Origin of the sequence: Achromobacter sp. 413638 (genome assembly GCF_043119405.1) — a bacterium.
GTDB lineage: Bacteria > Pseudomonadota > Gammaproteobacteria > Burkholderiales > Burkholderiaceae_B > Achromobacter.
Genome location: NZ_JBICCO010000077.1, coordinates 1 through 26,593, shown reverse-complemented (window position 1 = coordinate 26,593; position 26,593 = coordinate 1). Strand labels below are relative to the sequence as shown.

Genomic DNA, 26,593 nt, shown 5'->3' with positions numbered 1-26,593 from the left:
AAAGAATCTCCGCTGCCTTGCGGCGCGCCGGCTTCGGCACTTTACAATCCGGTTCGCCATGAACGACATCATCCAAACCATCGCGGTCTACGCGCTGCCGGTCATCTTCGCGATCACGCTGCACGAGGCGGCCCACGGCTATGTGGCGCGCCTGTTCGGCGATCCCACGGCTTACCAGGCCGGTCGCATCAGCCTGAACCCCGCGCGCCACATCGACCCGGTGGGCACGCTGCTGGTGCCGGTGGCGATCCTCTTGGCGTCCAAGCTGCTGGGCAGCCCGGGCATGCTTTTCGGCTGGGCCAAGCCCGTGCCGGTCGATTTCGGGCGCCTGCGCCGGCCCAAGCAGGACATGCTGTGGGTGGCGCTGGCCGGACCGGCGGCCAACATGCTGATGGCCGTGCTGTGGGCCCTGGCGCTGCGGCTGTTCCTGGAATCGGGCATGCAGGAGAGCTTCTGGTTCGAGATGGGCGTGGCCGGCGTCAACGTCAATCTGGTATTGATGGCGCTGAACCTGCTGCCGCTGCCGCCGCTGGACGGGGGACGGATCGTTTTCAGCCTGCTCCCCAACCGGCTGGCCTGGCAATATTCGAAAATCGAGCCCTACGGGCTGATGATCGTGGTGGTGCTGCTGGCCACCGGCGTGCTGTGGACCTTGATGCGTCCCATAATCGGGCTGGGTACCTCGATCGTCCAGTGGTTTCTGCTATAGGATTCCCGCCAAATTCCGTTAAACTCGTCGGTTTAATCGATTGTGGCCCCGGGGCAATCCCGCCATGGGGCTATGGAGCCTCTCATCTATGGCATCCCCTGCAACCGCCGCAGGCGTTGGTTCCCAGGGCAGTTCGTCCCAGGGCAATTCGTTCCAAGGCAGCATGGTGGCCCTGGTCACCCCCATGCGGGCCGACGGCAGTCTTGATTACGCCGCCTACCGGTCGCTGATCGACTGGCACGTCCAGGAAGGCACGGACGCGCTCGTGGTGGTCGGCACCACCGGGGAGTCTCCCACCGTCTCGATGGAAGAGCACGCCGAGCTGATCCGCGTCGCCGTCGAACACGCCGCCGGCCGCATCCCGGTCATCGCCGGCGTGGGCGCCAACTCCACCGACGAAGCCATCCATCTGACCCGCCACGCCAAGGCCGTGGGCGCGCAGGCCGGCCTGTCGGTCGTGCCGTACTACAACAAGCCCTCGCAGGAAGGCCTGTACCGCCACTTCCGCGCCATCGCCGAAGCGGTGGATCTGCCGACCATTCTCTACAACGTGCCGGGCCGCACCGTTGCCGACATGAGCAACGAGACGGTCCTGCGCCTGGCGCAGGTGCCCGGCATCATCGGCATCAAGGACGCCACCGGCGACATCGCGCGCGGCGGCCTGCTGTTGCGCGAGGCGCCGGCCAGCTTCCAGGTCTTCAGCGGCGACGATCCCACCGCGGCCGCCCTGATCCTGCTGGGCGCGCGCGGCAATATTTCCGTGACCGCCAACGTGGCGCCGCGCCTGATGCGCGAGCTATGCGCGGCCGCCCTGGCTGGCGACGTGCCCCAGGTGCGTGAACTTAACGCCCGCCTGGCGCGTCTGAACAAGGCCTTGTTCGTCGAGGCTAATCCCATTCCCGTCAAGTGGGCGCTGGCCCAGATGGGCCGCAGCGAGCTGGGCTACCGGCTGCCGCTGGTCGAGCTCGGTGCGCAGCACCATGAGACGGTGCGCCGCGCCCTCCAGGAAGTGGGCCTGCTCTAAATATCGTGAGGATAAGTATGAACAAGCGTCATGCCGGCCTGTCGGCATTGATGTCTCTGGTACTGTTGGCCGGCTGCAGCGAGGTCAATCAGTTCCTGGGCAAAGAAGAATCCGTCAACTACAAGAGCGCGGTCAGCCAGCGCGGCGAGCCTCTGAGCATTCCGCCCGACCTGACCCAGGCCGCCAGCGATCCGCGCTATCGCGCGCCGGTGTCCGGCTCGACCACTTATTCGCAGTTCCAGCAACAAGGGCAGACCCAGGCCACCGCGCCCAAGTCCACCAATGTGCTGCCCGACCGCCAGGACATGCGCGTCGAGCGCGACGGCGACCTGCGCTGGCTGGTCATCAACCGTCCGCCCGAAGACATCTTCCCGCGCGTCGTGGACTTCTGGACCGAGAGCGGCTTCACGATCCAGAGCAACAACCCCAAGGCCGGCCTGATCGAGACCGACTGGGCCGAGAACCGCGCCAAGATCCCGGAAAGCTGGCTGCGCCAAGCGCTGGGCAGCGTGCTGGAACAGGCCTGGGATAGCGGCGAGCGCGAGAAATTCCGCACCCGTGTCGAGCGCGTCAACGGCCACACCGAGATCTACGTCAGCCATCGCCAGATGCTGGAGAAGCGCGTCGGCTCCGACGGCTCGCAGGTCCAGTGGCAGAACGGCAAGGAAGATCCGGGCCTGAACGCCGCCATGCTGGCCCGCATGCTGGTGTTCCTGGGCACCGATGTCGACAATGCCCGCAAGCTGGTGCAGCAGGCCGAGGCCGCGCCGCAGAAGCCTGCCGTGCAGCAGGACGTCCGCGCCCAGGGCGCGCAGTTGGTCGTCGACGAGTCCTTCGACCGCGCATGGCGTCGCGTTGGCGTGGCGCTGGACAGCGGCGGCTTCGCCGTGGAAGACCGCGACCGCTCCGCCGGCGATTACTTCGTGCGCTACGTCGACACCGACACCGGCGAGAAGAACGAACAGCCGGGCTTCTTCAGCCGCATGTTCTCGGGCGACAAGAAGGCGCAGGCGCCGCAGTACCGCATCCACGTGGCCGGTTCGGGCAACCAGACCAACGTCACGGTCCTGGACGCGAACGGCCAGCGCGACAGCAGCGCCACCGCCCAGCGCCTGCTGAGCGTGCTGAAGGACAAGATGTAAACCTGGCATCGCGGCGGGCATCGCGCCCGCCGTCAGGCATCAGGTTCAGGCCCCGGTTTTTCCGGGGCCTTTTCTTTTTCGGGCGGGCCACGTGCCAGACCGTGTTTTCCGCGCGCGGACAGCAAATAGCCCCGGCCATGCCGGGGCTATTCTTCAACCACAGAGCGGGGGTTCTGCGCTGCGGCGGATTAAGACGCCGGAGTGGTCGAGCCGCCGGGCGTGGTGGAGCCGCCGCCGGGCGTGGTGTTGGGCGCGGGCGCCGGTGCTGGCGAGGTGCCCGAGGGCGCGGGCGCGCTGGTGGCCGGAGCCGGGTTGGAAGCGGGCGGCGCCGTCTCGTCCTTCTTGTTGCACGCGCTCAGCGCGACGGCCAGCACCGAGGCAACGATCAAGGTTTTGCTCATCATTTTTGGACTCCTGTAGATGATGACTCTTGAAACCCACTCAGGGGAAACCAGGAGTCAGGCTACAGGAACTCGCTGCGCGCGCCGGTTTTCAAATTAAAGCGGTGGCATCCCAAAGGCAACAAACCTTTCCGCGCGGTGTGATGTCTTTCCTTATGTGTCCCCGTGCACAGACCTCATTGCGTTCTGTGCGCGATGGATACGCGCAGGTGTCCGGATCCTACAGCGCGCCGCGGGATCCGGCCCGGCGAACACTAGGCCGCTACGTAGCGGATCCAGCCGGAATCCAGCCAGTCGGCCAGGCAGGACCGGGCCTCGTCCGACAGCCTGGCGCAGAGCGGATCGGCGCAGTCCAGGCGGCGGGTGTCGGCCAGTTTGCGCAGCGCGGCGTCGGTCGGAACCATCGCGGTCTCGCCGTTGATGAAGAGTTGTTTGCCGCGATAGAGCATGCGGCTGCGGCGGTCCAGCAGCAGGCTGCCGGATGCGGGCCAGTCTTCTTCCAGGTCCACATCCATGTCCTCGGGCGCATCGAACACGCTGAGGTTGCTGGGCTCGGTCAGCCAGCAGCCCAGGAAGCGCGAGGCCAGAGCCTCGTCGAAGCGCAGTTTGTCCACGGTTTCCAGCGTGGCGGCGATCAGGCCGTCGGGCAGTTCCGCCGGCGTGGCGACAGCCGGCTGCGCCGGATCGCGGTAGACGGCCGACAGCTTCGGGCCGGGCAGCGCCGGTTCGCCGTAAGGACCGCCCAGCAGGCCGACGCGCGCCATGACCTGGTCGGCGGCCGCTTCCAGCAGCCCGCGCGCCAGCGTGGCCTGCGTGGGCGCGCGAAAGCCGATCGAGATGGTCATGCAGCCGTCGCCCACGGCGATGCCGTCGTGCGCGGCCTGCGGCGGCAGGTAGAGCATGTCGCCGGGCGACAGCACGGCGCTGGCCTCGGGCTCGAAGCGGCTCAGGATCTTCAGCGGCAGGCCAGGCTCCAGCGACAGATCCTTCTGGCGGCCGTAGCGCCATTCGCGCTGGCCGGCGGCCTGCAGCAGGAATACGTCATAGCTGTCGAAGTGCGGACCGACGCCGCCGCCGTGGCTGGCGATGCTGATCATCACGTCGTCCAGGCGCGCATCGGGGATGAAGCGGAACTGCTGCATCAGTTCGGCCGCGGCGTCGCTGTGCAGGTCCACGCTCTGCACCAGCAGCGTCCAGTCGCCCTCGTTGTCCTTGGGCAGGCGGGCGAAGGGGCCGTTCTCCATCTGCCATTCGCCGTTCTCGCGCCAGATCAGGCGCGATTCCACGTCGTCGCGGCGCGCCAGCTTCTTGATCGCGGCGATGGCGACGGGCGGCTTGAAGCCGGGAATCGCCTGGCGGATCAGCAGGGGCTTCTTCTGCCAGTAGCGGCGCATGAAGTCGTTGGGGCTCTGGTTGCCCAGCAGCGGCAGGGGATGATCGAGGTTCATTGCAGATGCTTCTTGAGACGGTAGAGGGCGTCCAGCGCTTCGCGCGGGGTCAGGCTGTCGGGATCGATGGAGGCGAGTTCGTCGCGCAGCGCATCCAGCGCCTCGAGGGCGCCGGAGCGTTCGGCGGCGGCCTCGGCCTGCGCGTCGGCGTCGGCCGCGGCGGCGAACAGGCCGAGCTGCGGCGTGGGCGCGCCCTGGGATTCCAGGCGTTCCAGTTCGCGCGTGGCCTGCCGGATCACGGCGGCCGGCACGCCGGCGCGTTGCGCGACCTGAATGCCGTAGCTGCGGCTGGCCGGGCCTTCGCGGACTTCGTGCAGGAACACAATGCCGCCGGCGGATTCCGCCGCCGCCAGGTGCACGTTGGCCGCCGAAGGCTGTTCGGACGGCAGGCGGGTCAGTTCGAAGTAGTGTGTGGCGAACAGCGTCAGCGCGCGGTTGTGCGCCAGCAGGCGGCAGGCGATGGCCCAGGCCAGCGCCAGGCCGTCGTAGGTCGAGGTGCCGCGGCCGATCTCGTCCATCAGCACCAGGCTGTTGGGCGTGCTGGCCGAGAGAATGGCGGCGGCTTCGGTCATTTCCATCATGAAGGTGGAGCGGCCGCCCGCCAGATCGTCGGCCGCGCCGATGCGGGTGAAGATGCGGTCGATCTTGCCGACGCGCGCGCTGGCCGCCGGCACGAAGCTGCCGGTGCGCGCCAGCAGCGCGATCAGCGCGACCTGCCGCATATAGGTCGATTTACCGCCCATGTTGGGGCCGGTGATGAGCAGCATGCGGCGCGCCGGGTCCAACCGGCAGCCGTTGGGCGTGAAGCGTTCGATGGCGTTCTCGACCACAGGATGGCGGCCCGCGTCGATATCGATGTCGGCCTGCTCGGACAGCTCGGGCGCCACCCAGTCGTGGCGGCGCGCGTGCTCGGCCAGCGCGGCCAGCGTGTCCAGTTCGGCCAGCGCCGCGGCGCAGTCGGACAGCGGGCGCACGTGTTCGGCCAGCACGTCCAGCAGCTGCTCGAACAGCCATTTCTCGCGCGCCAGCGAGCGGTCCTGCGCCGACAGCACCTTGTCTTCCCAGGTCTTGAGCTCGGGCGTGATGTAGCGTTCGGCGTTCTTCAGCGTCTGGCGGCGGCGGTAGTCCTCGGGCACCTTGGCGGTCTGGCCCTTGGTCACTTCGATATAGAAGCCGTGGACGCGGTTGAACTCCACGCGCAGGTTGCTGATGCCGGTGCGCTCGCGCTCGCGGGCTTCCAGCTGCAGCAGGAAGTCGCCGCCGTCGGCGGCCAGGCCGCGCAGCTCGTCCAGTTCGGCATCGAAGCCCGCCGCCAGCACGCCGCCGTCGCGGATGGCCACGGCCGGCTCGGGCGCGATGGCGCGGGTCAGCAGGCCGGCCAGGTCGGGGTCGACGGACAGTTGGGCCAGCAGCTCGCCCAGGCGCGGCGAGGACGACATGGGGGCGACCAGCTCGCGCAACGCGGGCAGCGCGTGCAGCGCGTCGCGCAGGCTGGCCAGCTCGCGCGGGCGCACCGAGCGCAGCGCCAACCGCGCGGCGATGCGTTCGATGTCGGGAAAGGCGTTGAGCGTGGCGCGCAGCGTTTCCAGCAGGCCGGCGGCGCCGAAGGTCTGTTCCACGTCCATGCGGCCGGCCAGCAGCGCCGAGATGGCGTGCTGGCGCGCCAGCGCCGGCGCGTTCTCGCGCAGCGGGTGATGCAGCCAGCGCCGCAGCAGCCGGCTGCCCATGGGCGTGCGGCAGCCGTCCAGCAGCGAGAACAGCGTGGGCGCGTCTTCGCCCGACAGGGTCTGGGTCAGTTCCAGGTTGCGGCGCGTGACCGGGTCCAGCAGCACGTACTGGCCGGGGCGCTCGGCCGACAGGCTCTGCACGTGCGCCAGCGCCTGCGACTGGGTGCGCGCGGCGTAGCGCAGCAGCGCGCCGGCGGCGCAGACGCCGGCCGGCATGTCCTCGACATCGAAGCCCGCCAGCGTGTCGGTCTTGAAATGCGCCAGCAGGTGGGCGCGCGCGCTGTCGCCCTCGAAGTGCCAGTCGGGCACGCGGGCGCGGGCGCCGTCGAACGAGAAGGGCAGCTCGGCGCTCTCGGCGCAGATGATCTCGGCCGGCGCGACGCGGTGCAGCTCGGATTCCAGCTGGGCCGGCGCGCATTCGGTGACGCGGAAGTCGCCGCTGGCCAGGTTCAGCCAGGCCAGGCCGGCGCGCGGCGCGCGCGCATTGCCGCCGATGAAGATCGAGGCCAGCGCGCGGTCGGCCTTGGCCGGCAGCAGCGCATCGTCGGTCAGCGTGCCGGGCGTGACGATGCGCACGATGCGGCGCTCGACCGGTCCCTTGGACGTGGCCGGGTCGCCGATCTGTTCGCAGATGGCGATCGACTCGCCCAGCGCCACCAGCCGCGCCAGGTACTGTTCCATGGCGTGCACCGGGATGCCGGCCATGGGTATCGGCGTGCCGTTGGACGAGCCGCGCTTGGTCAGCGTCAGGTTCAGCAGCCGCGCGCCGCGCTCGGCGTCTTCGTAGAACATTTCATAGAAGTCGCCCATGCGGTAGAACAGCAGCAGCGGCCCGGCCTCGTTCTTGAGGCGCAGGTACTGCTGCATCATGGGAGTATGGCCCACGAGGGCGTCGGCGGCGGTGGTCTGTGTTGCGGAATTCATGCCCGTGATTGTATCGGGCCGGGCAATAGGACAAAGAGACGGTTTCGCGCCGGACTTGATCCCCGTCGCTCGCCCTGGGCACAATCACTGCCTGGGCGGCACAGACCCGCCGCCGGAGCCTTTCATGCCGGATTTCCCCAACGACGACACCCAACTGGATGCCAGCGAGCGCGTGCGCATCGCCAGCGCCGGCCACACGGCCGAATTCGCGCCCGCAGCGGGCGGACGCCTGACCGGCTTGTCCACGGACGGGCTGGACTGGATCGTGCCGCTGGCCGAGACGGACTGGCCGGCGGCCAAATGGCCGCGCGCCGGCTCGTATCCGCTGGCGCCGTATTCCAACCGCATCCGCGACGGCGTCTTCACCTTCGACGGCGCGCGCCATCGGCTGCGCTCGCTGGCGGGGCGGTCCGAGGCCATCCACGGCAGCGGCCTGTACCTGCCGTGGCAGGTGCGGGCGCTGGAGGCCGACTCGGTCGACCTGGTGCTGGACGCGCCGGCCGGGACGATGGGTTGGGCCTGGCCGTTCGAATGCGTGCAGCGCTATCGGCTGGATGCCGGCGGCCTGAGCCTGACACTGATCATGCGCAATGGCGGCGATACGCCCATGCCCTTCGGCTTCGGCATCCATCCGTACTTCACGGCGCGGCGCGTGGCGCTGCATGCGCGCCGGCTGTGGCCGGCCGATGAGCGCGGCCTGCCCACGGGCAGCAAGGTCACGCATGTGCGTGAGCTGCGCCAGTCGGCCGAGGGCTGCGATACCTATCTGTCGCAATGGGAAGGGCGCGCCACGCTGCATTGGGACGACGGGCGCGAGCTGGCCCTGCGGGCCGATCCGGCCTTTGCGCATCTGGTGGTGTACACCGCGCCCGGCGCCGATTTCCTGTGCGTGGAACCGGTCAGCAACGTGGCCGACGCCTTCAACCTGGCGGCGGGCGACGCGCGCACCGGCATGCGGGTATTGGCGCCGGGCGAGCGCTACAGCGCCTCGCTGCGCATGGATTTCCAGCTTGGAAAGCCCGGCGCGATCAGGCGATAATCCGCCGACATCAAGCCAGGGAGTCTCCAAGTGAAAAAGCTCAGCACCGAACAATTGCAGGCAACGGCGGAAATCTTGCGCCGGGTGCAGGAGCGGCTCGCGCGTTCGGGCAGCCTGCCGCTGGAGCCCACCCTCTACGCCTGCGCCAAGGGATACCGCCGCAGCGTGGCGGACTACGCCTGGTCCTGGCTGTCCGGCCTGCTCGCGCCGCACAAGAGCCTGTCGGCCTGGATGGACGCGCACCAGCCGGACTGGCGCGCCGGCAAGACGCCGGCGGCGGTGGTCTATGCCCGCAGCGAGAACGGCTGGTTCTCGTGGCTGATCGCCGAGCTGGAAGCCGAGATCAACGATCCCCAGGCGCGCGCCCGGCGCGACGCGCGCGGCTAGTGGTGTGCTGTCTGTTCGTGCCGTTCAGCGCGGGAGCTTGCCGCCACGGTAGCGCCTGAACAGCGCGTACAGGGCCTCGAGCAGGGCGGCGACCAGCAGCGCGGCCAGCACCGAGGCGCAGACCAGCGCATCCCACAGGCGCGGCGGACCGACCCGGAACTGGATGGTGTCCAGGATCAGGCCGGACGTGGTGCCGGCCACCAGCACGGCCAGCCAGCCTTGCAGCGGGACGAAACGAAGCAACAGTAGAGTCAAGGCGACCATGGCCCAGAGGCTGGGTTCCAGGGCCTGGTCGAGCATGTGGGCGAGCAGGGGAGTTCTCCGGACGGTGCGCGGCTGCCATCGGGCATCGCGCAAACGCGGTTTTAACCGTTTCCGCGTTGTAATACGAGATGCCCGTCGCAAGAAGCCCGCTGGCGGTCGCCCCGGCGACCATCCCTGGCTGTCAGAAGCCTTCCAGCACCACCTTGCCCTGGGCGCGGCCGCTTTCGATGAAGGCGTGCGCGCGCCGCAGGTTGGCGGCGTTGATCGTGCCGTAGTGTTCGCCCAGCGTGGTCCGCAACCGGCCCTGGTCGATCAGGCGCGCGGCCTGATTCAGCAGTTCATGCTGAGCGATCATGTCGGGCGTCTGGTGCAGCGGCCGCGCGAACATGAATTCCCAGTGCAGCGAGGCCGACTTGCGCTTGAGCAGGCGCACGTCGAGGGCGGCCGGGTCGTCGATCAGCGCGATCCGGCCTTGTGGCGCGATGGCCTCGGCGATCTGCGCGAAATGCTGGTCGCTGTTGGTCAGGCTGGCGATGTGGCTGACTTCGTTGATGCCGATGCGCCGCAGTTCCCCGGCCAGCGGCTGGCCGTGGTCGATGACGTGATGCGCGCCCAGCTCGCGCACCCAGGCCTGGGTCTGCGGGCGCGAGGCGGTGCCGATCACGGTCAGGCCGGTCAGCTGGCGGGCCAGCTGGACCAGGATGGAACCCACGCCGCCGGCCGCGCCCACCACCAGCAGGCTCTGCTGGCTGGGCAAGGCGTTGTCCAGCACGCGCAGCCGGTCGAACAGCAGTTCCCAGGCGGTGATGGTGGTCAGTGGCAGCGCGGCGGCCTGGGCATAGTCCAGGCTGTCCGGCATGCGGCCGACGATGCGCTCATCGACCGCGTGCAGTTCGCTGTTGGCGCCGGGGCGGTCCAGCGCGCCGGCGTACCAGACGCGGTCGCCGGGCTTGAACAGGCTGACGCGCGATCCCACGGCGCGCACCACGCCGGCCGCGTCCCAGCCGATGACCTCGGGCTGGCCGTCCCGGGGCTTGCGGTTGGCGCGGATCTTCACGTCCACGGGGTTCACGGAGATGGCGCGCACCTCGACCAGCAGGTCGCGCTCGCCCGGCACGGGCTCGGGCAGCGTGATGTCGCGCAGCGCCTCGGGATGATCGGCGGGCAGGTTCTCGAAATAGGCGATGGCTTTCATGTCAGGATTCCGGATGATGGGTGGGCGGGTTCAGGCGATCGAGCGGACCACGCCGCCGTCCACGCGCAGCGCCGCGCCGTTGGTGGCCGAGGCCTGAGTCGAGCAGGCGTACACCACCATGTTGGCCACTTCCTCCACCGTGGCCAGCCGGCGCAGCAGCGAGCTGGGGCGGTTCTGGGCGATGAAGTCGCGCTCCATCTGCGCCTGCGGCACGCCCTGCGCCTGCGCCAGCTCGGCGAAGAAGGACGCCACGCCTTCCGAGCGCGTCGGACCGGGCAGCACGGCGTTGACGGTCACGCCGGTGCCGGCTGTCAGTTCGGCCAATCCGCGCGATACGCCGAGCAGCGCCGTCTTGCTGACGCCGTAGTGGATCATTTCCGCGGGAATCTGCAGCGCCGATTCGCTGGACAGGAAGACGATGCGCCCCCAGTTGGCCGCCAGCAGGCGCGGCAGGTAGTAGCGCGACAGGCGCACGCCGCTCATGACGTTGACGTCCAGCATGTACTGCCAGTCGTCGTCGGTGATTTCGGTGAAGGACTTGGGCGCGAAGTAGCCGGCGTTGTTCACCAGGATGTCCACGTCCGGATGCGCGGCGCAGATCGAGGCGGCGCCGTCGGCGGTGGCCAGGTCGGCCTGCACGGTGCCCAGACGCGCGCCGGGCACGCGCGCGGCGATCTCCTGCGCGGCGCGCGCCAGCTTGCCGGCGTCGCGGCCGTGCAGCACCACCTCGGCGCCGGCCTCGGCCAGCCCCTGGGCGATGGCCTGTCCGATGCCGCCGGACGAGCCGGTGACGAGCGCCTTCTTGCCGTTCAGTTCGATTTTCATGTGAGGGTTCCTGAGTGTGTCGGGTTTGCCGCGGCGGTGGCGGGCTTGTCCGCCGACCGACGCTGATGAATCGAGGTGTGGCCATCATTGCCCGGCGCGGGCATGTGAAAAACCGGCTAGCATCGGAACCAGTTTCAATAATTTTTTGAAAATGAGGACATCATGGTCCGCTTCGAAGATCTGAGGATCTTCGTGTCCGCGGCCGACCACGGCAGCTTCTCGGCCGCCGCGCGCGAGCTGGACCTGACGCCGGCGGTCGCCAGCGCCGCCCTGAAACGGCTGGAGCTGACGCTGGAGACCCGACTGTTCGTCCGCTCCACGCGCAGCCTGCGGCTGACGGCGGACGGCGAGCGCTACCTGGAGTACGCCCGCTCGGCCATCGCCACGCTGGACGCCGGCCGCAACGCGCTGGCGCGCGACAAGACCGCCATCAGCGGCACGCTGTCGATCTCGGTGCCCTCGGACCTGGGGCGCAACGTGCTGTTGCCCTGGCTGGACGAATTCCAGCGCCGCCATCCCCGCGTCGGCTTCCAGGTGCGCATCAGCGACCGGCTGGCCGATTTGTTCCGCCAGCCGGTGGACCTCGCGGTGCGCTACGGCACGCCCGCCGACTCCAGCCTGGTGGCGCTGCCCTTGTCCGAATCCAACCGCCGCGTGGTGTGCGCGTCGCCGGCCTATCTGGCGCGTCACGGCACGCCGCAGGCGCCCGCCGACCTGCGCCGCCACAACTGCCTGTCCTTCGTGCTGGGCGAGTCGCTGCACGACCGCTGGACCTTCGAGCGCGACGGCGTGTCCCAGACCGTGCCGGTAAAGGGCGACCGCGTCAGCGACGACGGCGAACTGGTGCGCCGCTGGGCGCTGGCCGGTTGCGGCGTGGCCTATAAATCGCGCTACGACGTGCTGGAAGACCTGCGCGCCGGGCGGCTGGTGCAGCTGTTCGGCGACCATCTGGGCGAGCCTTCGCCGCTTTACCTGCTGTGCGTGCACCGCATGCTGCTGTCGCCGGCGGTCAAGCGCCTGCGCGCCTGCCTACAGGAGCGCTTCGCCGCGTTCGAGGCAGGCTGAGCGCGGTCCGCCGGACGGCGCGCATCAGGCTCGAGGCGCGCCGGACGGCGCACTCCCAGGCATCAGGCTTCAGGCGGCCGCGTGGCGCGCCTGGCGGTTGGCGGCGCGGGTGCGCGCGGCCTTCTTGGCAGCGGCGCTCCGGCCGGCCGCGCCTTTGGTTCGGGCGGCTTTGCGCGCGGCGGCGGAACGGTCGGCGGCGCTGCGCTGGCTGGCGGCCGCGCTGGCCTGGCGCGAGAGCGCCTGGGGCGATGCGGGGCGGGCGTTTTCTTTCTTCAGCGCGCCGGCGGCGGCGCGCGCCCGGCTGCGCGATTTCGCTTGGCCGTCGCCAGCGGCCTTCAGGTCCTGTTCGGCCTTGCGCTTGACTGCCGCGCTGGCATGCTTGGGCGCGGGCAGCTTGACGCCGGCGCGGCGCGCCTTTGACAGGCCGATGGCCACTGCCTGCTTGGTCGAGCGCACGCCGTGCTTGCCGGCGCGCACATGCTCGATTTCCTCGCGTATGAATTCGCCGGCTTGCGTGGATGCCGACTTGCCTTGGCGTTTGTCGCGCGCGGCGCGTTCCAGGGTTTTGCGTTCGGGCATGATTCCCTCCGTGCTTGCGTTGCGAAAGCGGCTTCGCCGGATGGCTTCCTGCTGGCGCGACGAAACCGCGCACCCCCAGTCTAGGTTGGCTGGCGTATCCTGTGTGTTCGAATGGATTGCCGGTCGTAAGCGCCGGATTCGTCGCCGGCCGACAGTTCGTGACTGATTCCTTCCACAGGAGACACGCGATGTCCAACCACGTCTACAAGCAGATCGAGCTGGTGGGTTCCTCCACCAAGTCCACCGACGACGCCATCAAGCAGGCGATCGAGCGGGCCTCCGAAACCTTGCGCCATCTGGACTGGTTCGAGGTCACAGAAGTGCGTGGCCACATCAAGGACGGCAAGGTGGCGCACTGGCAGGTCGGGCTGAAGATCGGCATGCGCCTGGAAGGCAACGAATAGCGGCGCCGCGCCTGGCGGTCTGGAACCACGCCGGGCAGCAGGGCTCGGACCCGGCCTCGGACCGCCGCAAGACGCCGCCCGGGCCGCAATCCGCCCCGTTGCCGGGTCGCGGACAGGTCATTCTTTGACCAGCGATCGCAAGTCCTTGCCCCCAAAGACGATTTTCAGCTTGTCACTGGACTGTTAAGAGGCTTGTCCACATTCGGTGGGGACAAACGGGCATGCCTTGTGGACGATGGCGCCGACCCGCGCCCGCGACAGGTGGATGGGCGGGGGCTGCTCGTTTATTGCCCACGAGTTCCAAGTCATTGACGCGAAAGAGGATTTGCAGGCTGCCCGCAAGCTGTCCTCAGCCTTGTCCACATTTGGCGGGGACAACCAGGGGGGCGGGGATATCCGGGGATTGGGCGTTTCTTGAGCAGCGTCTGTAGCGCTTTGATTGCAAAGGGGATTTCGCATCTGCCCTCATGCTGTCCTCATGCTTTTCCACAGAAGGCGGGGACAATTGCGCAGCGTGGGGATGAATGCCGCGTCGAGCTGTCCGCATGCCGGCAAAACAGTGGATAACAGGGCTGCGCAGGGTATTTTGGAGCGATTGCGCAGTTTTTGATCGGCCCTTGCAAGTGCTTGGCGCAGCAGGGTTTTTCCATGCTGCCCCAAGGCTGTCCTCAAGCTTCTCCACAGTTGGCGGGGATAAGCCCACAGCCACGCGTGCGCCGACGGGCGCATGCCCGGATCGGGAGGACGCCGGACGCGGGAACGAGCCGCGTCCGGTCATGGCGGCGATCAGGCGTTGAACTTGCGGATCCAGTCGACGTAGCGGTCGATCCAGCCTTGCAGGAACTTGCGCGTGCCTTCGTTGGTGATCTCGTACTGGTCGTTCACCAGGCCGTCCGAGTACTGCAGGAAGACCTCGGGCGTGGTCAGCGTGCTGGCGCCTTCGGCGGCCAGGATGTTGCGCAGGTGCTGCTGCATGAGCGCGGTGCCGGCGGCGCTGGGCGAGGTGCCGAGCACCCCGGCGGCCTTGCCGGCCCAGGAGTTGTGACCCCACGGACGCGAGCCCCAGTCGATGGCGTTCTTGATGGCGGCGGGCACCGAGCGATTGTGCTCGGGCGAGACGAACAGCACGCCCTGGGATTCGGTGATCTGCTGCTTGAGCTTGGCCACGCCCGGGGGCAGGTTGTTCTCGTTGTCCTGGTTGAAGAGCGGCACGTCCAGATTCACGTAGTCGAATTTGAAATCCGGCGGAACCAGTTTTTCCAGCGCGCGGGCCAGGCGCAGATTGATCGAGGCGGCGCGCAGGCTGCCGACGAAAACGGCGATCTTGTAGGTGCTCATGGGACGCGTGCTCCAAGTGGGGGAGGGGGTCGGGACAGTGTAGACGCGCAATCCCGCAGGCTCAATGCGGGCCGCTACGTCCGCTGCGCAACCCGGCTGGCACGCCGCTTGCTTGATGTTCCGGTGCCAGGCTTGCCAGTTGTCGCGAGCCGCTCAGGAGTCCCTCATGCCGCGTTCCGCCTTGTCCGCCCCCGTCACTCTGCTCGTCACCCGTCACATCCAGCCCGAGCGCTACGGCGATTTCCTGGCCTGGATGCGGCAGGGCGAGATCCTGGCGGCGGGCTTTCCCGGCTTCCTGGGTTCCGGCGTGCTGCAGCCGCCGGCGGGCGGCGACCAGTACCAGATCGTGCTGCGCTTCGACGACGAGGCCAGCCTGGATCGCTGGGAACGCTCGCTGCCGCGCCGCATGTGGCTGGAGCGCGGCGCGGCGCTGGTGCGCGGCAGCGAGGTGCGCCGCGCCCGCGGCATGGACGGCTGGTTCGGCCAGGGGCCAAGCGCGCCGCCGCGCTGGAAGCAGGCGGTCAGCATCTGGCTGGCCTACTTCCCGCTGCTGCTGATGTTCTCGGCGCTGCTGGGCGAACGGCTGGCGGCCTTGCCGACGTTCTGGCGCGCGCTGCTGACCAGCGTCGCGCTGACGCCGGTGATGGTGTACGCCTGCATTCCGCTGGCCACGCGGCTGTTGCGACGCTGGCTGCGGCCGGCTTGATGGAGTCAGCTTGTTGCCGTCAGCTTGCTGCGGCGGTTCGCGTCCGACATGCGTTACATCGGTGCCGAGCGCGAACCGAGGCGGTGCGCCATGCACCAGTTGGAGCTGAAAGGGGCGAACTCCGGCTGCAACGGCAGGTCGGCCGTCTCGGGGAATTGATCTTCCGGTCCCAGCGGTTCGTCCTGGCGCCATTGGGCCAGCAACTCGACGATATTCCGTGGCGTGGTGATGGGCTCGTTGATGAGCCTGGCCTCGTGTGGCCTGGACGGATCATTGCGGACAGGCACGGCGTTCTTCTTTTGCGTTGAAGGTCCCCGCCGCCGGGCAACCCCGAGTGCGGCGCACACCTTTTCAGAGCGTACCCCGTCGCCAACGGGAAACGCACAGCATCTGTTCGGATAAATGTCAGCTAGCTGACCCTATGCTGAACGACAAACGAAAATTGTTTACACTCTCATCCGCAAAATAGAGTCCAGGCTGGCTCGCCGTGGGGGCGGGCCGCCGGAGTCACGGGAGAATTCGTATGCGCAAGTTGCTTTTGGGGGTGGCGCTGGCCGCCGCCGTATACGGCGGCACGGCACTGGCCGCGGTGCAACCCAAGGCCGTGGTCGCCAATTACTCGGATCTGGCCCAGGCCGGCTACGAGGACGCGCTGGCCTCGGCCAGGAACTTGCGCAAGGCGGTGGATGCGCTGGTCGCCCAGCCCAGCCCGGACACGCTGAAGGCGGCGCGCCAGGCATGGCTGGAGGCGCGCGTGCCGTACCAGCAGACCGAGGCCTACCGCTTCGGCAATGCCATCGTCGATGACTGGGAAGGCCGGGTCAACGCCTGGCCGCTGGACGAAGGCCTGATCGACTACGTCGACGCGTCCTACGGCACCGAGAAGGACGACAACGCCTATTACGCCGTCAACGTCATCGCCAATTCCAAGATCTCGGTCGGCGGCAAGACCGTCGACGCCAGCAAGATCACGCCCAAGCTGCTGTCCGAGGTACTGCACGAAGCCGACGGCAACGAGGCCAACGTGGCCACCGGCTACCACGCGATCGAATTCCTGCTGTGGGGCCAGGACCTGAACGGCACCGGTCCGGCGCCGGCCGGCCGCCAGGGCACGCCGCAGGAACGCCACTCGGGCAACCGTCCGCACACCGACTTCGACATCAAGCAATGCACCGGCGGCCACTGCGAGCGCCGCGTGGACTTCCTGAAGGCCGTGACCGAGCTGCTGGTGACCGACCTGGAAGAAATGGCGGGCCACTGGAAGCAGGGCGGCGCCGCGCGCAAGGCCGTCGAGGAAGATCCCAAGGCGGGCCTGGTGGCCATGCTGACGGGCCTGGGCAGCCTGTCCTACGGCGAACTGGCCGGCGAGCGCATGAAGCTTGGCCTGATGCTGCATGATCCCGAGGAAGAGCATGACTGCTTCTCGGACAACACCCACAACTCGCACTTCTACAACCAGATCGGCATCCGCAACGTCTACCTGGGCGAGTACAAGCGCATCGACGGCAAGACGGTGTCCGGCGCCAGCCTGTCGGAACTGGTCAAGGCCAGGGACCCCAAGCTCGACGCCGAGGTGCGCGCCAAGCTCGATGCCACCGTGGCCGCCATGCAGGCCATGAAGACGCGCGCCGAGACGGTCGAGACCTACGACCAGATGATCGCGGACGGCAACAAGGAAGGCAACGCGGTGGTGCAGGCCGCCATCGACCGCCTGATCGACCAGACCCGCAGCCTGGAACGCGTGATCGCGCTGCTGGACCTGGGCAAGATCGCCATCGAAGGCTCCGACAGCCTGGACAAGCCCGACGCCGTATTCAAGTGAAGCGCGTCCTGGCAGCCATACTGGCGGCGTCGGTCCATGCCGGCGCCGCCGCGCAACCGCCGGTGCGCGATGACCTCACGCCCGGGGATCTGAAGCGCGTCACCGCCATCACCGCGCCCGCCCGCGATTTCTCCAAGGCCGAGACCTTCGAGACCATGCAGGCCGGCGCGGCCACCACCGGCAAGATGATCAACGCCGACATTTTCTCGCAGCCCTCGGCCAACATGGATTTCGAGCGCCGCCAGGAGTTCCAGGTCGGCAATGGCCTGTTTCGCAAGGACTGGGTGTCGGCGCCGTCGTCCACCCAGGCCTCCGACGGCCTTGGGCCGCTGTTCAACGCGCGCTCCTGCCAGGCCTGTCACACCAAGGACGGGCGCGGCTCGGTGCCGGGCTTCGATCCGCTGGAACGGCCCGACGCCGTGGCGCTGTTGCTGCGCCTAGCCATTCCCGAAGGGCCGGACCGTGGCCATCCGAGGCTGGGGCCGGACGAGATCGCCTCGCTGCCCGAGCCCGTCTACGGCGTGCAGCTGCAGAACTTCGCCGTGGCCGGCCTGCCGGCCGAAGGGCGCATGGAGATCGATTACACGCCGATGGTCGTGCAGCTCAATGGCGGGGAGACCGTCACGCTGATGAAGCCCGCCTACCGCATCGAGAACCTGGGCTACGGCCCGATGCGCGCTGACACGCAGATCTCGCCGCGCCTGGCGCCGCCCATGATCGGGCTGGGCCTGCTCGAATCCATCCATGAGGCCGACATCCTGGCCAACGTGGGTGCCGACAAGCGCGACGGCATCGTCGGCAAGGCCAACTGGGTGACCGACGCGCGCACGGGCAAGACCGTGCTGGGCCGCTTCAACCTGAAGGCCGGCCAACCCACCGTTGAACAGCAAAGCGCCGCCGCTTTCTCCAACGACATGGGTCTGTCCACGCCGATGTTCCCCAGCCATTGGGGCGACTGCACGCGCGGCCAGCAGCGCTGCCTGGACATGCCGCACGGCGCGCAGCCGCGCTTCGGTCCCGAAGAGGTGCCGGCCAAGCTGATGGACTTCGTCGCCGTCTACTCCACCAACCTGGCCGTGCCGCAGCGGCGCGATACCGGCGACGCGCGCGTGCTGGCGGGCAAGAAGCTGTTCTACGAGGCCAATTGCGTGGCCTGCCACGTGCCCAAGTACGTCACCAGCCGCAATGCCAGGCAGGCCGAGCACCGTTTCCAACTGATCTGGCCGTACACCGACATGCTGGTGCACGACATGGGCGATGACCTGGCCGACGGCGTCAGCGACGGCCTGGCCAATGGTCGCGAATGGCGCACGCCGCCGCTGTGGGGCATCGGCCTGACCAAGACCGTCAATCCCGGCGCGACCTGGCTGCACGACGGCCGTGCGCGCACGCTGCTGGAAGCCGTGTTGTGGCATGGCGGCGCGGCCAAGCCGGCGCGCGACCGCGTGGTGGCGATGACGCCCGAAGAGCGCGCCGACCTGATCCGCTTCCTGGAGTCCCTGTGATGCCTCCATTCACCGCCGGCCGCCGCGCCGGCTCCGTGCCGTCCCGGCCCCTGCTTGCGTCGTTGACGGGGGCGACGTTCCGGACGGTGCCTCGGGCATTGCCCCGATCCTTCGCGCGGGCCCTGTGCGCCGCCACGCTCTGCTCGCTGGCGCCGGTCGCGATCGCGGCCGGGCTGCCCGCCGACCTGGGCGAGCGCCTGGCGCGCGACTACGCCCGACCCGCGATGGCCAGGATGGCGCAGGCATCCGAACAGATGGACGCCGCGCTGGGCGCCTGGTGCGCGCGGCCCGACGCCGCCGGCGCCACGCGCGTGAACGACGCGCACACCGGGCTGGCCCTGGCCTGGTCCGGCATCGAGTTCCTGCGCTTCGGTCCGCTGGTCCAGGCCAACCGCTATGAGCGGCTGGCCTTCTGGCCCGATACGCGAGGCGTCATGCCCAGGCAGGTGCAGGCCGCCATCGCCGCGCAGGATCCCGAGCTGATCAAGCCCGGCGCTATGGCCGGGCGCAGCGTGGCGCTGCAGGGCCTGCCGGCGCTGGAATACGTGCTGTACGGCGAGCCGGCGCTGCTCAAGCGCGCCGACGGCGCGGACTTCGCCTATGCCTGCGGCTATGCCCGCGCGGTGTCCGCCAACGTGTCCGGCATCTCGCGCGAATTGGCGCAGGCCTGGAGCGCCGAAGGCGATTTCGGCCGCCAGTTCGCCGCGCCCAGGCCCGCCAACGACCTGTACCGCAATGCGCAGGAAGTGGCGGCCGAGGCCGTCAAGGCGCTGTCCACCGGCCTGCAGTTCGCGCGCGACGTGAAGATCCTGCCCGTGCTGGGCGACGCGCCCGAGGCCGCGCGGCCCAAGCGCGCCGCCTATTGGCGCAGCAATCTGTCCTCCCGCACGCTGGCGTCCAGCCTGGACGCCATGCTTGCCTTCCACCGCGCCGGCGCCTATCCGCTGCCGCAGGGCGGGAGCTGGATCGACGAGGCCGTGCGCGGCGAATTGTCGCGCGCCGCGCAGACCCTGCGCGACGCGGCGGCGCCCTACCAGGACGTGGCCAGCGACGGCGAGACGCGCCGCCGATGGACGCTGGCCGGGTTGACCTTGAAGAACGCCAAGGCGGTGGTCGACCAGGACCTGGCGCCCGCGCTGGGCGTGACCATCGGCTTCAACGCGCTCGATGGCGATTGACCGTCGCCGCTTCCTGGCGCTGGGGGCCGCGCTGGGGCTGGGCCATATACCTGTCGCGGCCCTGGCCGCCGAAGCAGAACGGGCCGCCGAGGCCGCGCGGACCGGCGGGGCCCGTTACCTGAGCGCGCGCAAGCGCGGCGGCCGCGACGAGACCGCGCTGCTGGACGAATCGGGCCGCGACCTGCGCGTCGTGCCGATGCCGGCGCGTGGCCACAGCTTCGCCATTGACGCGGCCGGCGGGCGCGCCGTGGTCTTCGGCCGCCAGCCGGGCTTCTTCGCGCTGGGCTTCGGCCTGGATGGCGCGGCCGGCCCCGTTGAACTGGACCTGCCGCAGGACCGGCATTTCTTTGGCCATGGCGCGTTCTTCGACGACGGCCGGCTGCTGGCCGCCACCGAAAATGATTTCGACGGCGGACGCGGCGTGCTCGGCATCTACGATGCCTCGGCCGGCGGCGCGTACCGGCGCGTGGGCGAATTCGATTGCGGCGGCATCGGGCCGCACGAGGTGCTGCTGCTGCCCGACGGCAAGACGCTGTGCGTGGCCAATGGCGGCATCCTGACACATCCGGACTATGGCAAGCTGGAGCTGAACCTGGACACCATGCGCCCGTCCCTGGCCTATCTGGACGCGGCCAGCGGCAAGCTGCTGGAGCGGGTGGAGCTGGATCCCGCGCTGCACCGGCTGTCGATCCGGCACCTGGCTGTCGCGGCCGACGGCGCGGTGTGGTTCGGCTGCCAGTACATGGGTCCGGCGGGCGACCGGCCCGCGCTGGTCGGCCGCCATCGGCGCGGCCAGGCGCCGGAACTGTTCCCCGGCCCCGGGGATGCCTTGCGCCAGATGCGCAACTACATCGGCTCGGTCGCGGTGGACGCGGCCGGCGCGGTGGTGGCAACGTCCAGCCCCGTGGGCGGGCAGATCATGTACTGGGACGCGGCCAGCGGACGCAGCCTGGGCGCGACCGCCGTGGCGGACGGCTGCGGCGTGGCGCCGGCCAGCGCCGGCGGCTTCCTGGTCAGCAGCGGCCTGGGCGCCATGCTGCGCGCGGATGCGGGCGGGCAGGAGCGGCCGGTGTTGCCGGCTTCATCGGACCTGTCCTGGGACAATCATTTCCGGCGCGTGCCGGACGTGGCGGCTCCCCGGTATCCTTACAAAGCTTGACACAGGAAGCCCGCGCCCGCGCCTTGGGCGCCATGGTCTTCTGATAAAGTTTTCGGTCGCATTTTTCGCCGCCGCGCCGCTCGCCCGGGTTGGCGGCCGTTACACACTTTGCAGGAGATACCGTGGAAGAAGCCTTGAAATCCGTCAATGCATGGGCGCCCAAGCTCATGGACCTGGGCACGAATCTGCTCATCGCCCTGGTCATCCTCGTCGTCGGCTGGTGGGTATCGGCCTTGCTGGGCCGCTGGGTCCGGCGCATGGCGACCCGTTCCAGCAAGATCGATCCGACGATCGTTCCCATGTTCTACAGCACCGTGGTCTGGACGGTGCGCATCTTCACGCTGATCGCCGTGCTGGCGCGCTTCGGGGTGCAGACGGCCAGCCTGATCGCCGTGCTCGGCGCCGCCGGCCTGGCCGTGGGCCTGGCCTTGCAGGGCACGCTGCAGAACATCGCGGCGGGCATCATGCTGCTGATCCTGCGTCCGGTGCGCACCGGCGAGTTCGTCGGCCTGAGCACCGGCGCCGAGGGCACGGTCGAGGAAGTCGGCCTGTTCCTGACGCGCCTGGTGCAGGTCGACGGCATCCACATCACGCTGCCCAACAGCGTGGTCTGGAACGCCACCATCACCAACTACAGCCGCAACAAGACCCGCCGCCTGGATATCCCGGTGCCGGTGCGCTATGGCGACGACCTGGAACTGGCGCTGGCCAAGCTCAAGGAAATCGTGGCGGCCAACGAGTTCGCGCTCAAGGATCCCGAGCCGCTGGTGAAGGTCAGCGAGTATCGCGAGAATGGCGTCATCGTCAACGTGCGCGCCTGGGCCGAGGCTTCGAAGTACTGGGATCTGCGCTGGGGCCTGTACCAGCAGATCCGGAGCAAGCTGGAGGCCGCCGGCTTCCAGGCGCCGATTCCCGTGCGCGAAATCCAGAACCCGGCGCAGTCCGCCAAGTCCGGCGCCGCCTGATTCTCCGCAATACGCAGCAAAACCGGCAGCGGCCGGGAGGTTCGCATGTGCTCGAGCATGTCCTTCACCCTGCCGCTGGCGGCCACGCGCTTCATCGGCGACGCCCGGCTGTCGCCCGACGAGGTCGGCGAATCGCCTTGTGACGTCTACCGCTTCACGCGCGGCAACGACCGGTACTTCCTCAAGATCTCATCCGCCGTCCTGGCGCCCACGACCTATAGCGTGGTGCGCGAGGCGCAGGTGCTGCAATGGCTGTCGGGCCGGCTCAATGTGCCCGAAGTGGTGCAGGCCGGCGCCAACGGCGGCGGCGCCTACATGATCACTCGCGCCGTGCCCGGCGAACCGCTGACCGCGCGCGTGGACGCCGGGCGGCCGGTGCGCGGACTGTTCGCCGAGGCGCTGCGCCAGCTGCGCGCGGTGCCGGCGGCGGATTGTCCGTTCCAGGCGGGCGCGGCCTTTCGCCTGCGCGAGCTGGAATACCTGCTGGCCAATGACCTGTGCGACAGGAACTACGACCTGGAACCCTGGCCGGACCTGTCCACGCCCGAGGACCTGCTGGAGCGGCTGCGGGCGACGCTGCCGAGCGAGGACCCGGTGTTCTCGCACGGCGACCTGGGCGACAGCAATGTGTTCGTGGACGCGCGCGAACAGCTGCATTTCATCGACATGGGCCGGGCCGGACTGGCGGATCGCTGGATGGACGTGGCCTTCATCCATCGCAACCTGCGCGAGGAAGTATCGCTGCCTGAGGCCGCCGCCTTCCTGGATGCGTTGGGCGAGCCGGACGAGCCGGCCAAGCGGGAATTCTTCGAGATGCTGGATGAGCTGTTCTAGCGCGCTTGCCGGGGCAAGATCGGGTTCCAGGCCGAGTGTTCGACGGACCGCGTTCGAGGGCGCCGTGGCGCCATCGAACGGGCCGCGCCGGCTAGGCCTGCGCCGCCAGCCTTGCCAGCTCGGTCTTGATCCAGCCGGCGATCTCGCGCTGGCGCTGCGCCGGCATGCGGTCGATGATCGCGGTGACGCTGACCGCCAGCAGCGGCGCGCCATGCGCGTCCAGCAGCGCGCAGCCCACGCCCAGCGCGCCGCGCACGGCGTGGTTGCCCACCACCGAATAGCCGCGCGCGCGGGTGTTCTCGATCAATCGGTACATTTCCTGCGGCGTCATGCCGCCGTACTCGTCGAGCCGGCTGGAATTGCGCTCGACGATGCCGCGCGCGACCTCGTCGGGCAGGGCGGCCAGGAGCGCCATGCCGCCCGATCCCACGCCCAGCGGCTGGCGCTTGCCGGCGTAGGTGGCGAGGATCTGCACGGGGTAGCTGCCGATCTCGCGGTGCAGGCTGATGGAATCGTCCTCGTCGCGCACCACCAGGAACACCGCGTCGCCGGTGCGGTCGGCCAGCCGTCGCAGCACCGGCAGCAGCTGGCGCACGCGCGGGTCGCGGGAGCGGGTATCGGGGTCCACCGCGAGCTGGGCGCGGTACTTCTTGGTGCCCGTCACGGGCAGCACCAGGCCGGCGTCTAGCAGGGCCGCCAGCAGGCGGTAGATGGTGGGGCGCTGGATGCCCGTCAGGCGGGCGATATCGGTCACGCTCAGGCCGTCAGGGCCCTGGTCCCGCAGGGCGGCCAGGACGGCCAATCCGCGCCGCAATGTGCGTGGGCCTGCGGCCGCGGCATCGCTGTCTTGCATGCAACTCTCTGAAAACTTTGGGGATTATCACCAACTGGCAAACACCGGACAAGGGAAAACCATTGTCCGTTGCGTGGACTCTACCTTGATGGGCCGGCCGTGTATAGCCGAGAATTCCCTATTCAAGAATTCAAATCGTCCACTTGATGGACAGTACCTGCACGGAGACATCATGATTCCAGGTCACAAGCCCGGTCTGCGGCGCCTTGCCGCCACCCTACTGACCGCCGCCGCGGGCGTGTTCGCCAGCGGCGCCGCCCTGGCGGCCTATCCGGACAAGCCTGTCCGCATCGTGGTCGGCTTTTCCGCCGGCGGCACCACCGACGTGATCGCCCGCATCATGGCCAAGGAACTGACCGAGAGCCTGGGCCAGTCCTTCGTGGTCGAGAACAAGCCGGGCGCGGGCAGCAACATCGCCACCGATCAGGTGCAACGCGCGGCGCCGGACGGCTACACGCTGCTGTTCGTGGCCGTGACCAGCGCGATCAACCAGACGCTGTACAAGAACGTCAACTTCGACCTGACCCGCGATTTCGCGCCGGTGGCGCTGGGCGCCAAGGTGCCCAACATCCTGGTGGTCAACCCGCAGGTGCCGGTAAAGACCGCGCAGGAGCTGGTCGACTACGCCAAGAAGAACCCCGGCAAGCTGGCCTTCGCCTCGTCGGGCAGCGGCACCTCGATCCACATGGCGGGCGAGCTGTTCAAGATGCAGACCGGCATCGACGTGCTGCACGTGCCCTACAAGGGCAGCGCGCCGGCCATCACCGACCTGATCGGCGGCCAGGTGCAGTTCATGTTCGACAACATGCCCTCGGCCTGGCCGCACGTGCAGTCGGGCAAGCTGCGCGCGCTGGCGGTGACGACCACCGAGCGCTCCAAGAGCGCGCCGGACGTGCCGACCATGAAGGAAGCCGGCTTCGCCAATTTCGACGTGTCGTCCTGGTTCGGCCTGATCGCCCCGGCCGGCACGCCGCCGGAGGTCATCAACAAGCTCAACGCCGCCATGGTGAAGGCGCTGGACAAGCCCGAGGTGCAGCGCAGCTTCGAGCAGCTGGGCGCCGTGGGCGTGAAGACCACGCCGGCCGAGTTCGGCCAGTTCATCAAGTCGGAAGTGGAAGGCTGGGCCCCGGTGGTCAAGGCCTCGGGCGCCAAGGTGGACTGAGCGCCGCGGGCCGGCTTGGCCGGCCCCGGCGAATCGCCCGGGCCCGTCGCCGGATGGCGGGGCCTGGACGGACAGGGGACGGAATTTCCGTCCCTTTTTTTGCCTATTTTTTCCTGCTGTTCCGGTAGTCCGTCAGCATGGCGGTGCAGACGCCGCGCATCATGTCGACCTCGTCGCGCGTGAGGCCGGCCCGGGAAAACAGGTGCCGCATGCGCGGCATCAGCTTCTTGGGGTGGGCGGGGTCCAGGAAACGCACCTCGACCAGCGCCGATTCCCAATGGGCCAGGAAGGCCTGCACCGCCTCGCTGGAGGCCGGTTCCGCGCCGCGCGAGGGTTCCTGCGCGGTCGAGACGGGCAGCAGGGCCGCGCCCTGGTCGATCAGCAGCGCGTAGCGCAGTTCCCAGGCGGCCAGCTGCAGCGCCTGGGCCACGTTCAGCGAGCTGTACTCGGGATTGGCCGGGATGTGGCAGATGCGGTGGCACAGCGCGATCTGGGCGTTGGTGAGCCCGGATTTCTCGGTGCCCAGCACGATGGCCGCCACGCCTTCGGCGGCCTGTCCCAGGTGCGCGCAGGCCAGCTCGGCCGCCTGGCGGATGTCGCAGGGCGGGGGGCCCAGGTCGCGCACCCGCGCCGTCAGCGCGAAGGCCAGCGTCACCGGGGCCAGCGCCTCTTCCAGCGTGGCGTAGACGCGGGCGTTCTCCAGCACGTCGGCGGCGCCGCTGGACAGGGCCACGGCCTCCGGGTGCCGGGTCACGTCCTCGATATGGGGGGCCACCAGCACCAGTTCCGAGAACCCCATGGTCTTGATCGCCCGGGCGGCCGAGCCGACGTTGCCGGGGTGGCTGGGGTTCACCATGATGAAACGGACGCGGGAAAACGCCGCCGGCGAGCCGGTTTCGGGGGGCGCGGAGACCCCTTCGGAAGAGGGCGATTTACCGTCCCGGGACGGTTCGCCGATGAAATTTTCTTGAGTCATTTAAAATGGCGCGTTTGGCTTGGCGCTTTCCTGATGTTTTCGGGCCGTTACCCCAGTGTGGGAGCGGCGCGGCGGGGAGGCGGCTGACGGCCTATCTCACCGCATTCGTACGGAATTTTATGCACCCGATGCTCAACATCGCCATCAAGGCGGCCCGGCGTGCCGGCACCATCATCAACCGTGCCAGCCTGGATTTGGAACGCCTGAACGTGGCTCGCAAGGGGCCGCGCGATTATGTCACGGAAGTCGACCGCGCCGCCGAGGAGTCCATCGTCGAGACGTTGCGCGCCGCTTACCCGGACCACGCGGTCCTGGGCGAGGAATTCGGCCTGCAGGGTCCGGATCAGGCCGAGTTCCAGTGGATCATCGATCCGCTGGACGGCACCACCAACTTCATCCACGGCCTGCCGAACTACGCGGTGTCGATCGCGCTGACGCAGCGCGGCCAGGTCACGCAGGCGTGCATCTACGATCCGTCGCGCAACGAACTGTTCACCGCCAGCCGTGGCGGCGGCACCTTCCTGAACGACCGCCGCGTGCGCGTCTCGGGCCGCATCCGCTACCACGACGCGCTGCTGGGCGCCCACTGGCCCAACTCGGGCGACATGGAGCAGGGCTCGGCGCGTTTCCGCAAGATGGCCGAGAACAGCGCCGGCGTGCGCCGCCTGGGCGCCACGGTGCTGGATCTGGCCTACGTGGCCTGCGGCCGCCTGGACGGTTTCTGCGGCGTGGGCCTGAAGCCCTGGGATCTGGCCGCGGGCAGCCTGCTGGTGCTGGAAGCCGGCGGCCTGGTCGCCGACTTCGACGGCGAGCAGGGCTGGATGGACTCCGGCAACGTGCTGGCCGCCAGCCCCAAGATCTTCACGCAGATGCTGGCCGGGCTGAATCCGTCGGCCTCGATCTGATCCGGCGGGGGGGGGGGGGGGGGGGGGGGGGGGGGGGGGGGGGGGGGGGGGGGGGGG

General features: G+C 68.9%; 27 protein-coding genes. 16 read left to right on the top strand and 11 right to left on the bottom strand.

Annotated elements, in window-relative coordinates; all coding sequences use genetic code 11:
* Positions 1–58 precede the first annotated feature (58 nt).
* The 3 genes from ACEU5R_RS24765 to bamC all read left to right on the top strand — a co-directional run bounded on the left by ACEU5R_RS24765 (position 59) and on the right by bamC (position 2,875).
* On the top strand, positions 59–709 hold the full coding sequence (locus ACEU5R_RS24765) for a site-2 protease family protein (protein WP_103275546.1): 651 nt from the start codon (positions 59–61) through the stop codon (positions 707–709).
* Positions 710–797: 88 nt separating this feature from the next.
* Positions 798–1,733: a 4-hydroxy-tetrahydrodipicolinate synthase gene (dapA, locus tag ACEU5R_RS24760; RefSeq protein WP_369869709.1), complete on the top strand. Its 936-nt coding sequence runs from the start codon at positions 798–800 to the stop codon at positions 1,731–1,733.
* Positions 1,734–1,750: 17 nt separating this feature from the next.
* Positions 1,751–2,875, top strand: coding sequence for an outer membrane protein assembly factor BamC (gene bamC / locus ACEU5R_RS24755; protein ID WP_199770900.1), 1,125 nt, complete (start codon positions 1,751–1,753; stop codon positions 2,873–2,875).
* A gap of 188 nt (positions 2,876–3,063) precedes the next feature.
* Here the strand turns inward: bamC and ACEU5R_RS24750 are convergent, their stop codons facing one another.
* The 3 genes from ACEU5R_RS24750 to mutS all read right to left on the bottom strand — a co-directional run bounded on the left by ACEU5R_RS24750 (position 3,064) and on the right by mutS (position 7,375).
* Positions 3,064–3,279, bottom strand: coding sequence for an endopeptidase (locus tag ACEU5R_RS24750; RefSeq protein WP_212319459.1), 216 nt, complete (start codon positions 3,277–3,279; stop codon positions 3,064–3,066).
* Between the two features lie 251 nt (positions 3,280–3,530).
* Positions 3,531–4,724: a JmjC domain-containing protein gene (locus ACEU5R_RS24745; protein ID WP_392412326.1), complete on the bottom strand. Its 1,194-nt coding sequence runs from the start codon at positions 4,722–4,724 to the stop codon at positions 3,531–3,533.
* Complete coding sequence (gene mutS, locus ACEU5R_RS24740) at positions 4,721–7,375, bottom strand: DNA mismatch repair protein MutS (protein WP_392412324.1); 2,655 nt, start codon at positions 7,373–7,375, stop codon at positions 4,721–4,723. Before mutS ends, ACEU5R_RS24745 begins: the two co-directional genes overlap by 4 nt.
* Positions 7,376–7,499: 124 nt before the next feature.
* Here mutS and ACEU5R_RS24735 point away from each other — a divergent pair, with 124 nt between their 5' ends.
* On the top strand, positions 7,500–8,414 hold the full coding sequence (locus ACEU5R_RS24735; RefSeq protein ID WP_392412321.1) for an aldose 1-epimerase: 915 nt from the start codon (positions 7,500–7,502) through the stop codon (positions 8,412–8,414).
* Between the two features lie 30 nt (positions 8,415–8,444).
* On the top strand, positions 8,445–8,801 hold the full coding sequence (locus tag ACEU5R_RS24730; protein ID WP_103275528.1) for a hypothetical protein: 357 nt from the start codon (positions 8,445–8,447) through the stop codon (positions 8,799–8,801).
* 24 nt (positions 8,802–8,825) lie between these two features.
* Here ACEU5R_RS24730 and ACEU5R_RS24725 read toward each other — a convergent pair whose 3' ends face one another.
* From ACEU5R_RS24725 to ACEU5R_RS24715, 3 genes are all read right to left on the bottom strand, one after another.
* On the bottom strand, positions 8,826–9,101 hold the full coding sequence (locus tag ACEU5R_RS24725; protein ID WP_233772512.1) for a hypothetical protein: 276 nt from the start codon (positions 9,099–9,101) through the stop codon (positions 8,826–8,828).
* Between the two features lie 145 nt (positions 9,102–9,246).
* On the bottom strand, positions 9,247–10,260 hold the full coding sequence (locus tag ACEU5R_RS24720) for a zinc-binding alcohol dehydrogenase family protein (protein ID WP_392412318.1): 1,014 nt from the start codon (positions 10,258–10,260) through the stop codon (positions 9,247–9,249).
* Between the two features lie 30 nt (positions 10,261–10,290).
* Positions 10,291–11,085: an SDR family NAD(P)-dependent oxidoreductase gene (locus ACEU5R_RS24715; protein WP_103275526.1), complete on the bottom strand. Its 795-nt coding sequence runs from the start codon at positions 11,083–11,085 to the stop codon at positions 10,291–10,293.
* Positions 11,086–11,247: 162 nt separating this feature from the next.
* Here ACEU5R_RS24715 and ACEU5R_RS24710 point away from each other — a divergent pair, with 162 nt between their 5' ends.
* A complete protein-coding gene (locus tag ACEU5R_RS24710; RefSeq protein ID WP_103275525.1) occupies positions 11,248–12,150 on the top strand; it encodes a LysR family transcriptional regulator in 903 nt (300 codons plus the stop codon).
* Positions 12,151–12,219: 69 nt separating this feature from the next.
* Here ACEU5R_RS24710 and ACEU5R_RS24705 read toward each other — a convergent pair whose 3' ends face one another.
* Positions 12,220–12,729: a DUF6496 domain-containing protein gene (locus tag ACEU5R_RS24705; protein WP_392412314.1), complete on the bottom strand. Its 510-nt coding sequence runs from the start codon at positions 12,727–12,729 to the stop codon at positions 12,220–12,222.
* Between the two features lie 188 nt (positions 12,730–12,917).
* On the opposite strand from ACEU5R_RS24705, the gene ACEU5R_RS24700 reads away from it, so the two are divergent.
* Entirely contained in the window at positions 12,918–13,133 is a 216-nt protein-coding gene (locus tag ACEU5R_RS24700) for a dodecin (RefSeq protein ID WP_103275523.1), read from the top strand.
* Between the two features lie 786 nt (positions 13,134–13,919).
* On the opposite strand, the gene ACEU5R_RS24695 is transcribed toward ACEU5R_RS24700, so the two are convergent.
* The gene (locus tag ACEU5R_RS24695; protein ID WP_392412311.1) at positions 13,920–14,471 is read right to left on the bottom strand and encodes an NADPH-dependent FMN reductase; all 552 of its coding nucleotides are present in this window, start codon (positions 14,469–14,471) and stop codon (positions 13,920–13,922) included.
* A gap of 166 nt (positions 14,472–14,637) precedes the next feature.
* Here ACEU5R_RS24695 and ACEU5R_RS24690 point away from each other — a divergent pair, with 166 nt between their 5' ends.
* Positions 14,638–15,177, top strand: coding sequence for an antibiotic biosynthesis monooxygenase (locus ACEU5R_RS24690; RefSeq protein ID WP_103275520.1), 540 nt, complete (start codon positions 14,638–14,640; stop codon positions 15,175–15,177).
* A 53-nt stretch (positions 15,178–15,230) separates the two neighbouring features.
* On the opposite strand, the gene ACEU5R_RS24685 is transcribed toward ACEU5R_RS24690, so the two are convergent.
* On the bottom strand, positions 15,231–15,464 hold the full coding sequence (locus ACEU5R_RS24685; RefSeq protein ID WP_392412309.1) for a hypothetical protein: 234 nt from the start codon (positions 15,462–15,464) through the stop codon (positions 15,231–15,233).
* A 236-nt stretch (positions 15,465–15,700) separates the two neighbouring features.
* On the opposite strand from ACEU5R_RS24685, the gene ACEU5R_RS24680 reads away from it, so the two are divergent.
* From ACEU5R_RS24680 to ACEU5R_RS24655, 6 genes are all read left to right on the top strand, one after another.
* Complete coding sequence (locus ACEU5R_RS24680) at positions 15,701–16,999, top strand: imelysin family protein (protein WP_392412306.1); 1,299 nt, start codon at positions 15,701–15,703, stop codon at positions 16,997–16,999.
* Positions 16,996–18,504 (top strand): di-heme oxidoredictase family protein, encoded by a 1,509-nt coding sequence (locus ACEU5R_RS24675; protein ID WP_392412303.1) that lies wholly within the window; start codon positions 16,996–16,998, stop codon positions 18,502–18,504. Before ACEU5R_RS24680 ends, ACEU5R_RS24675 begins: the two co-directional genes overlap by 4 nt.
* Positions 18,505–18,677: 173 nt before the next feature.
* Positions 18,678–19,682 carry an imelysin family protein gene (locus ACEU5R_RS24670; RefSeq protein ID WP_392412340.1) on the top strand — a complete coding sequence of 335 codons (1,005 nt, stop codon included), beginning with the start codon at positions 18,678–18,680 and terminating at the stop codon, positions 19,680–19,682.
* Positions 19,672–20,841, top strand: a complete 1,170-nt coding sequence (locus ACEU5R_RS24665; RefSeq protein WP_103275516.1) for a DUF1513 domain-containing protein — start codon at positions 19,672–19,674, stop codon at positions 20,839–20,841. Before ACEU5R_RS24670 ends, ACEU5R_RS24665 begins: the two co-directional genes overlap by 11 nt.
* A 167-nt stretch (positions 20,842–21,008) precedes the next feature.
* Positions 21,009–21,806 (top strand): mechanosensitive ion channel family protein, encoded by a 798-nt coding sequence (locus ACEU5R_RS24660; RefSeq protein ID WP_369869799.1) that lies wholly within the window; start codon positions 21,009–21,011, stop codon positions 21,804–21,806.
* 57 nt (positions 21,807–21,863) lie between these two features.
* Positions 21,864–22,640: an APH(3') family aminoglycoside O-phosphotransferase gene (locus tag ACEU5R_RS24655; protein ID WP_103276591.1), complete on the top strand. Its 777-nt coding sequence runs from the start codon at positions 21,864–21,866 to the stop codon at positions 22,638–22,640.
* A 91-nt stretch (positions 22,641–22,731) separates the two neighbouring features.
* Here the strand turns inward: ACEU5R_RS24655 and ACEU5R_RS24650 are convergent, their stop codons facing one another.
* Positions 22,732–23,493, bottom strand: coding sequence for an IclR family transcriptional regulator (locus ACEU5R_RS24650; RefSeq protein WP_392412299.1), 762 nt, complete (start codon positions 23,491–23,493; stop codon positions 22,732–22,734).
* A 172-nt stretch (positions 23,494–23,665) separates the two neighbouring features.
* Here ACEU5R_RS24650 and ACEU5R_RS24645 point away from each other — a divergent pair, with 172 nt between their 5' ends.
* Positions 23,666–24,655 carry a Bug family tripartite tricarboxylate transporter substrate binding protein gene (locus tag ACEU5R_RS24645; protein ID WP_392412296.1) on the top strand — a complete coding sequence of 330 codons (990 nt, stop codon included), beginning with the start codon at positions 23,666–23,668 and terminating at the stop codon, positions 24,653–24,655.
* 103 nt (positions 24,656–24,758) lie between these two features.
* On the opposite strand, the gene ACEU5R_RS24640 is transcribed toward ACEU5R_RS24645, so the two are convergent.
* Positions 24,759–25,511 (bottom strand): RNA methyltransferase, encoded by a 753-nt coding sequence (locus ACEU5R_RS24640; protein WP_392412337.1) that lies wholly within the window; start codon positions 25,509–25,511, stop codon positions 24,759–24,761.
* Positions 25,512–25,750: 239 nt separating this feature from the next.
* On the opposite strand from ACEU5R_RS24640, the gene ACEU5R_RS24635 reads away from it, so the two are divergent.
* Positions 25,751–26,536, top strand: a complete 786-nt coding sequence (locus ACEU5R_RS24635) for an inositol monophosphatase family protein (RefSeq protein ID WP_392412294.1) — start codon at positions 25,751–25,753, stop codon at positions 26,534–26,536.
* The last annotated feature ends 57 nt before the right edge of the window (positions 26,537–26,593 follow it).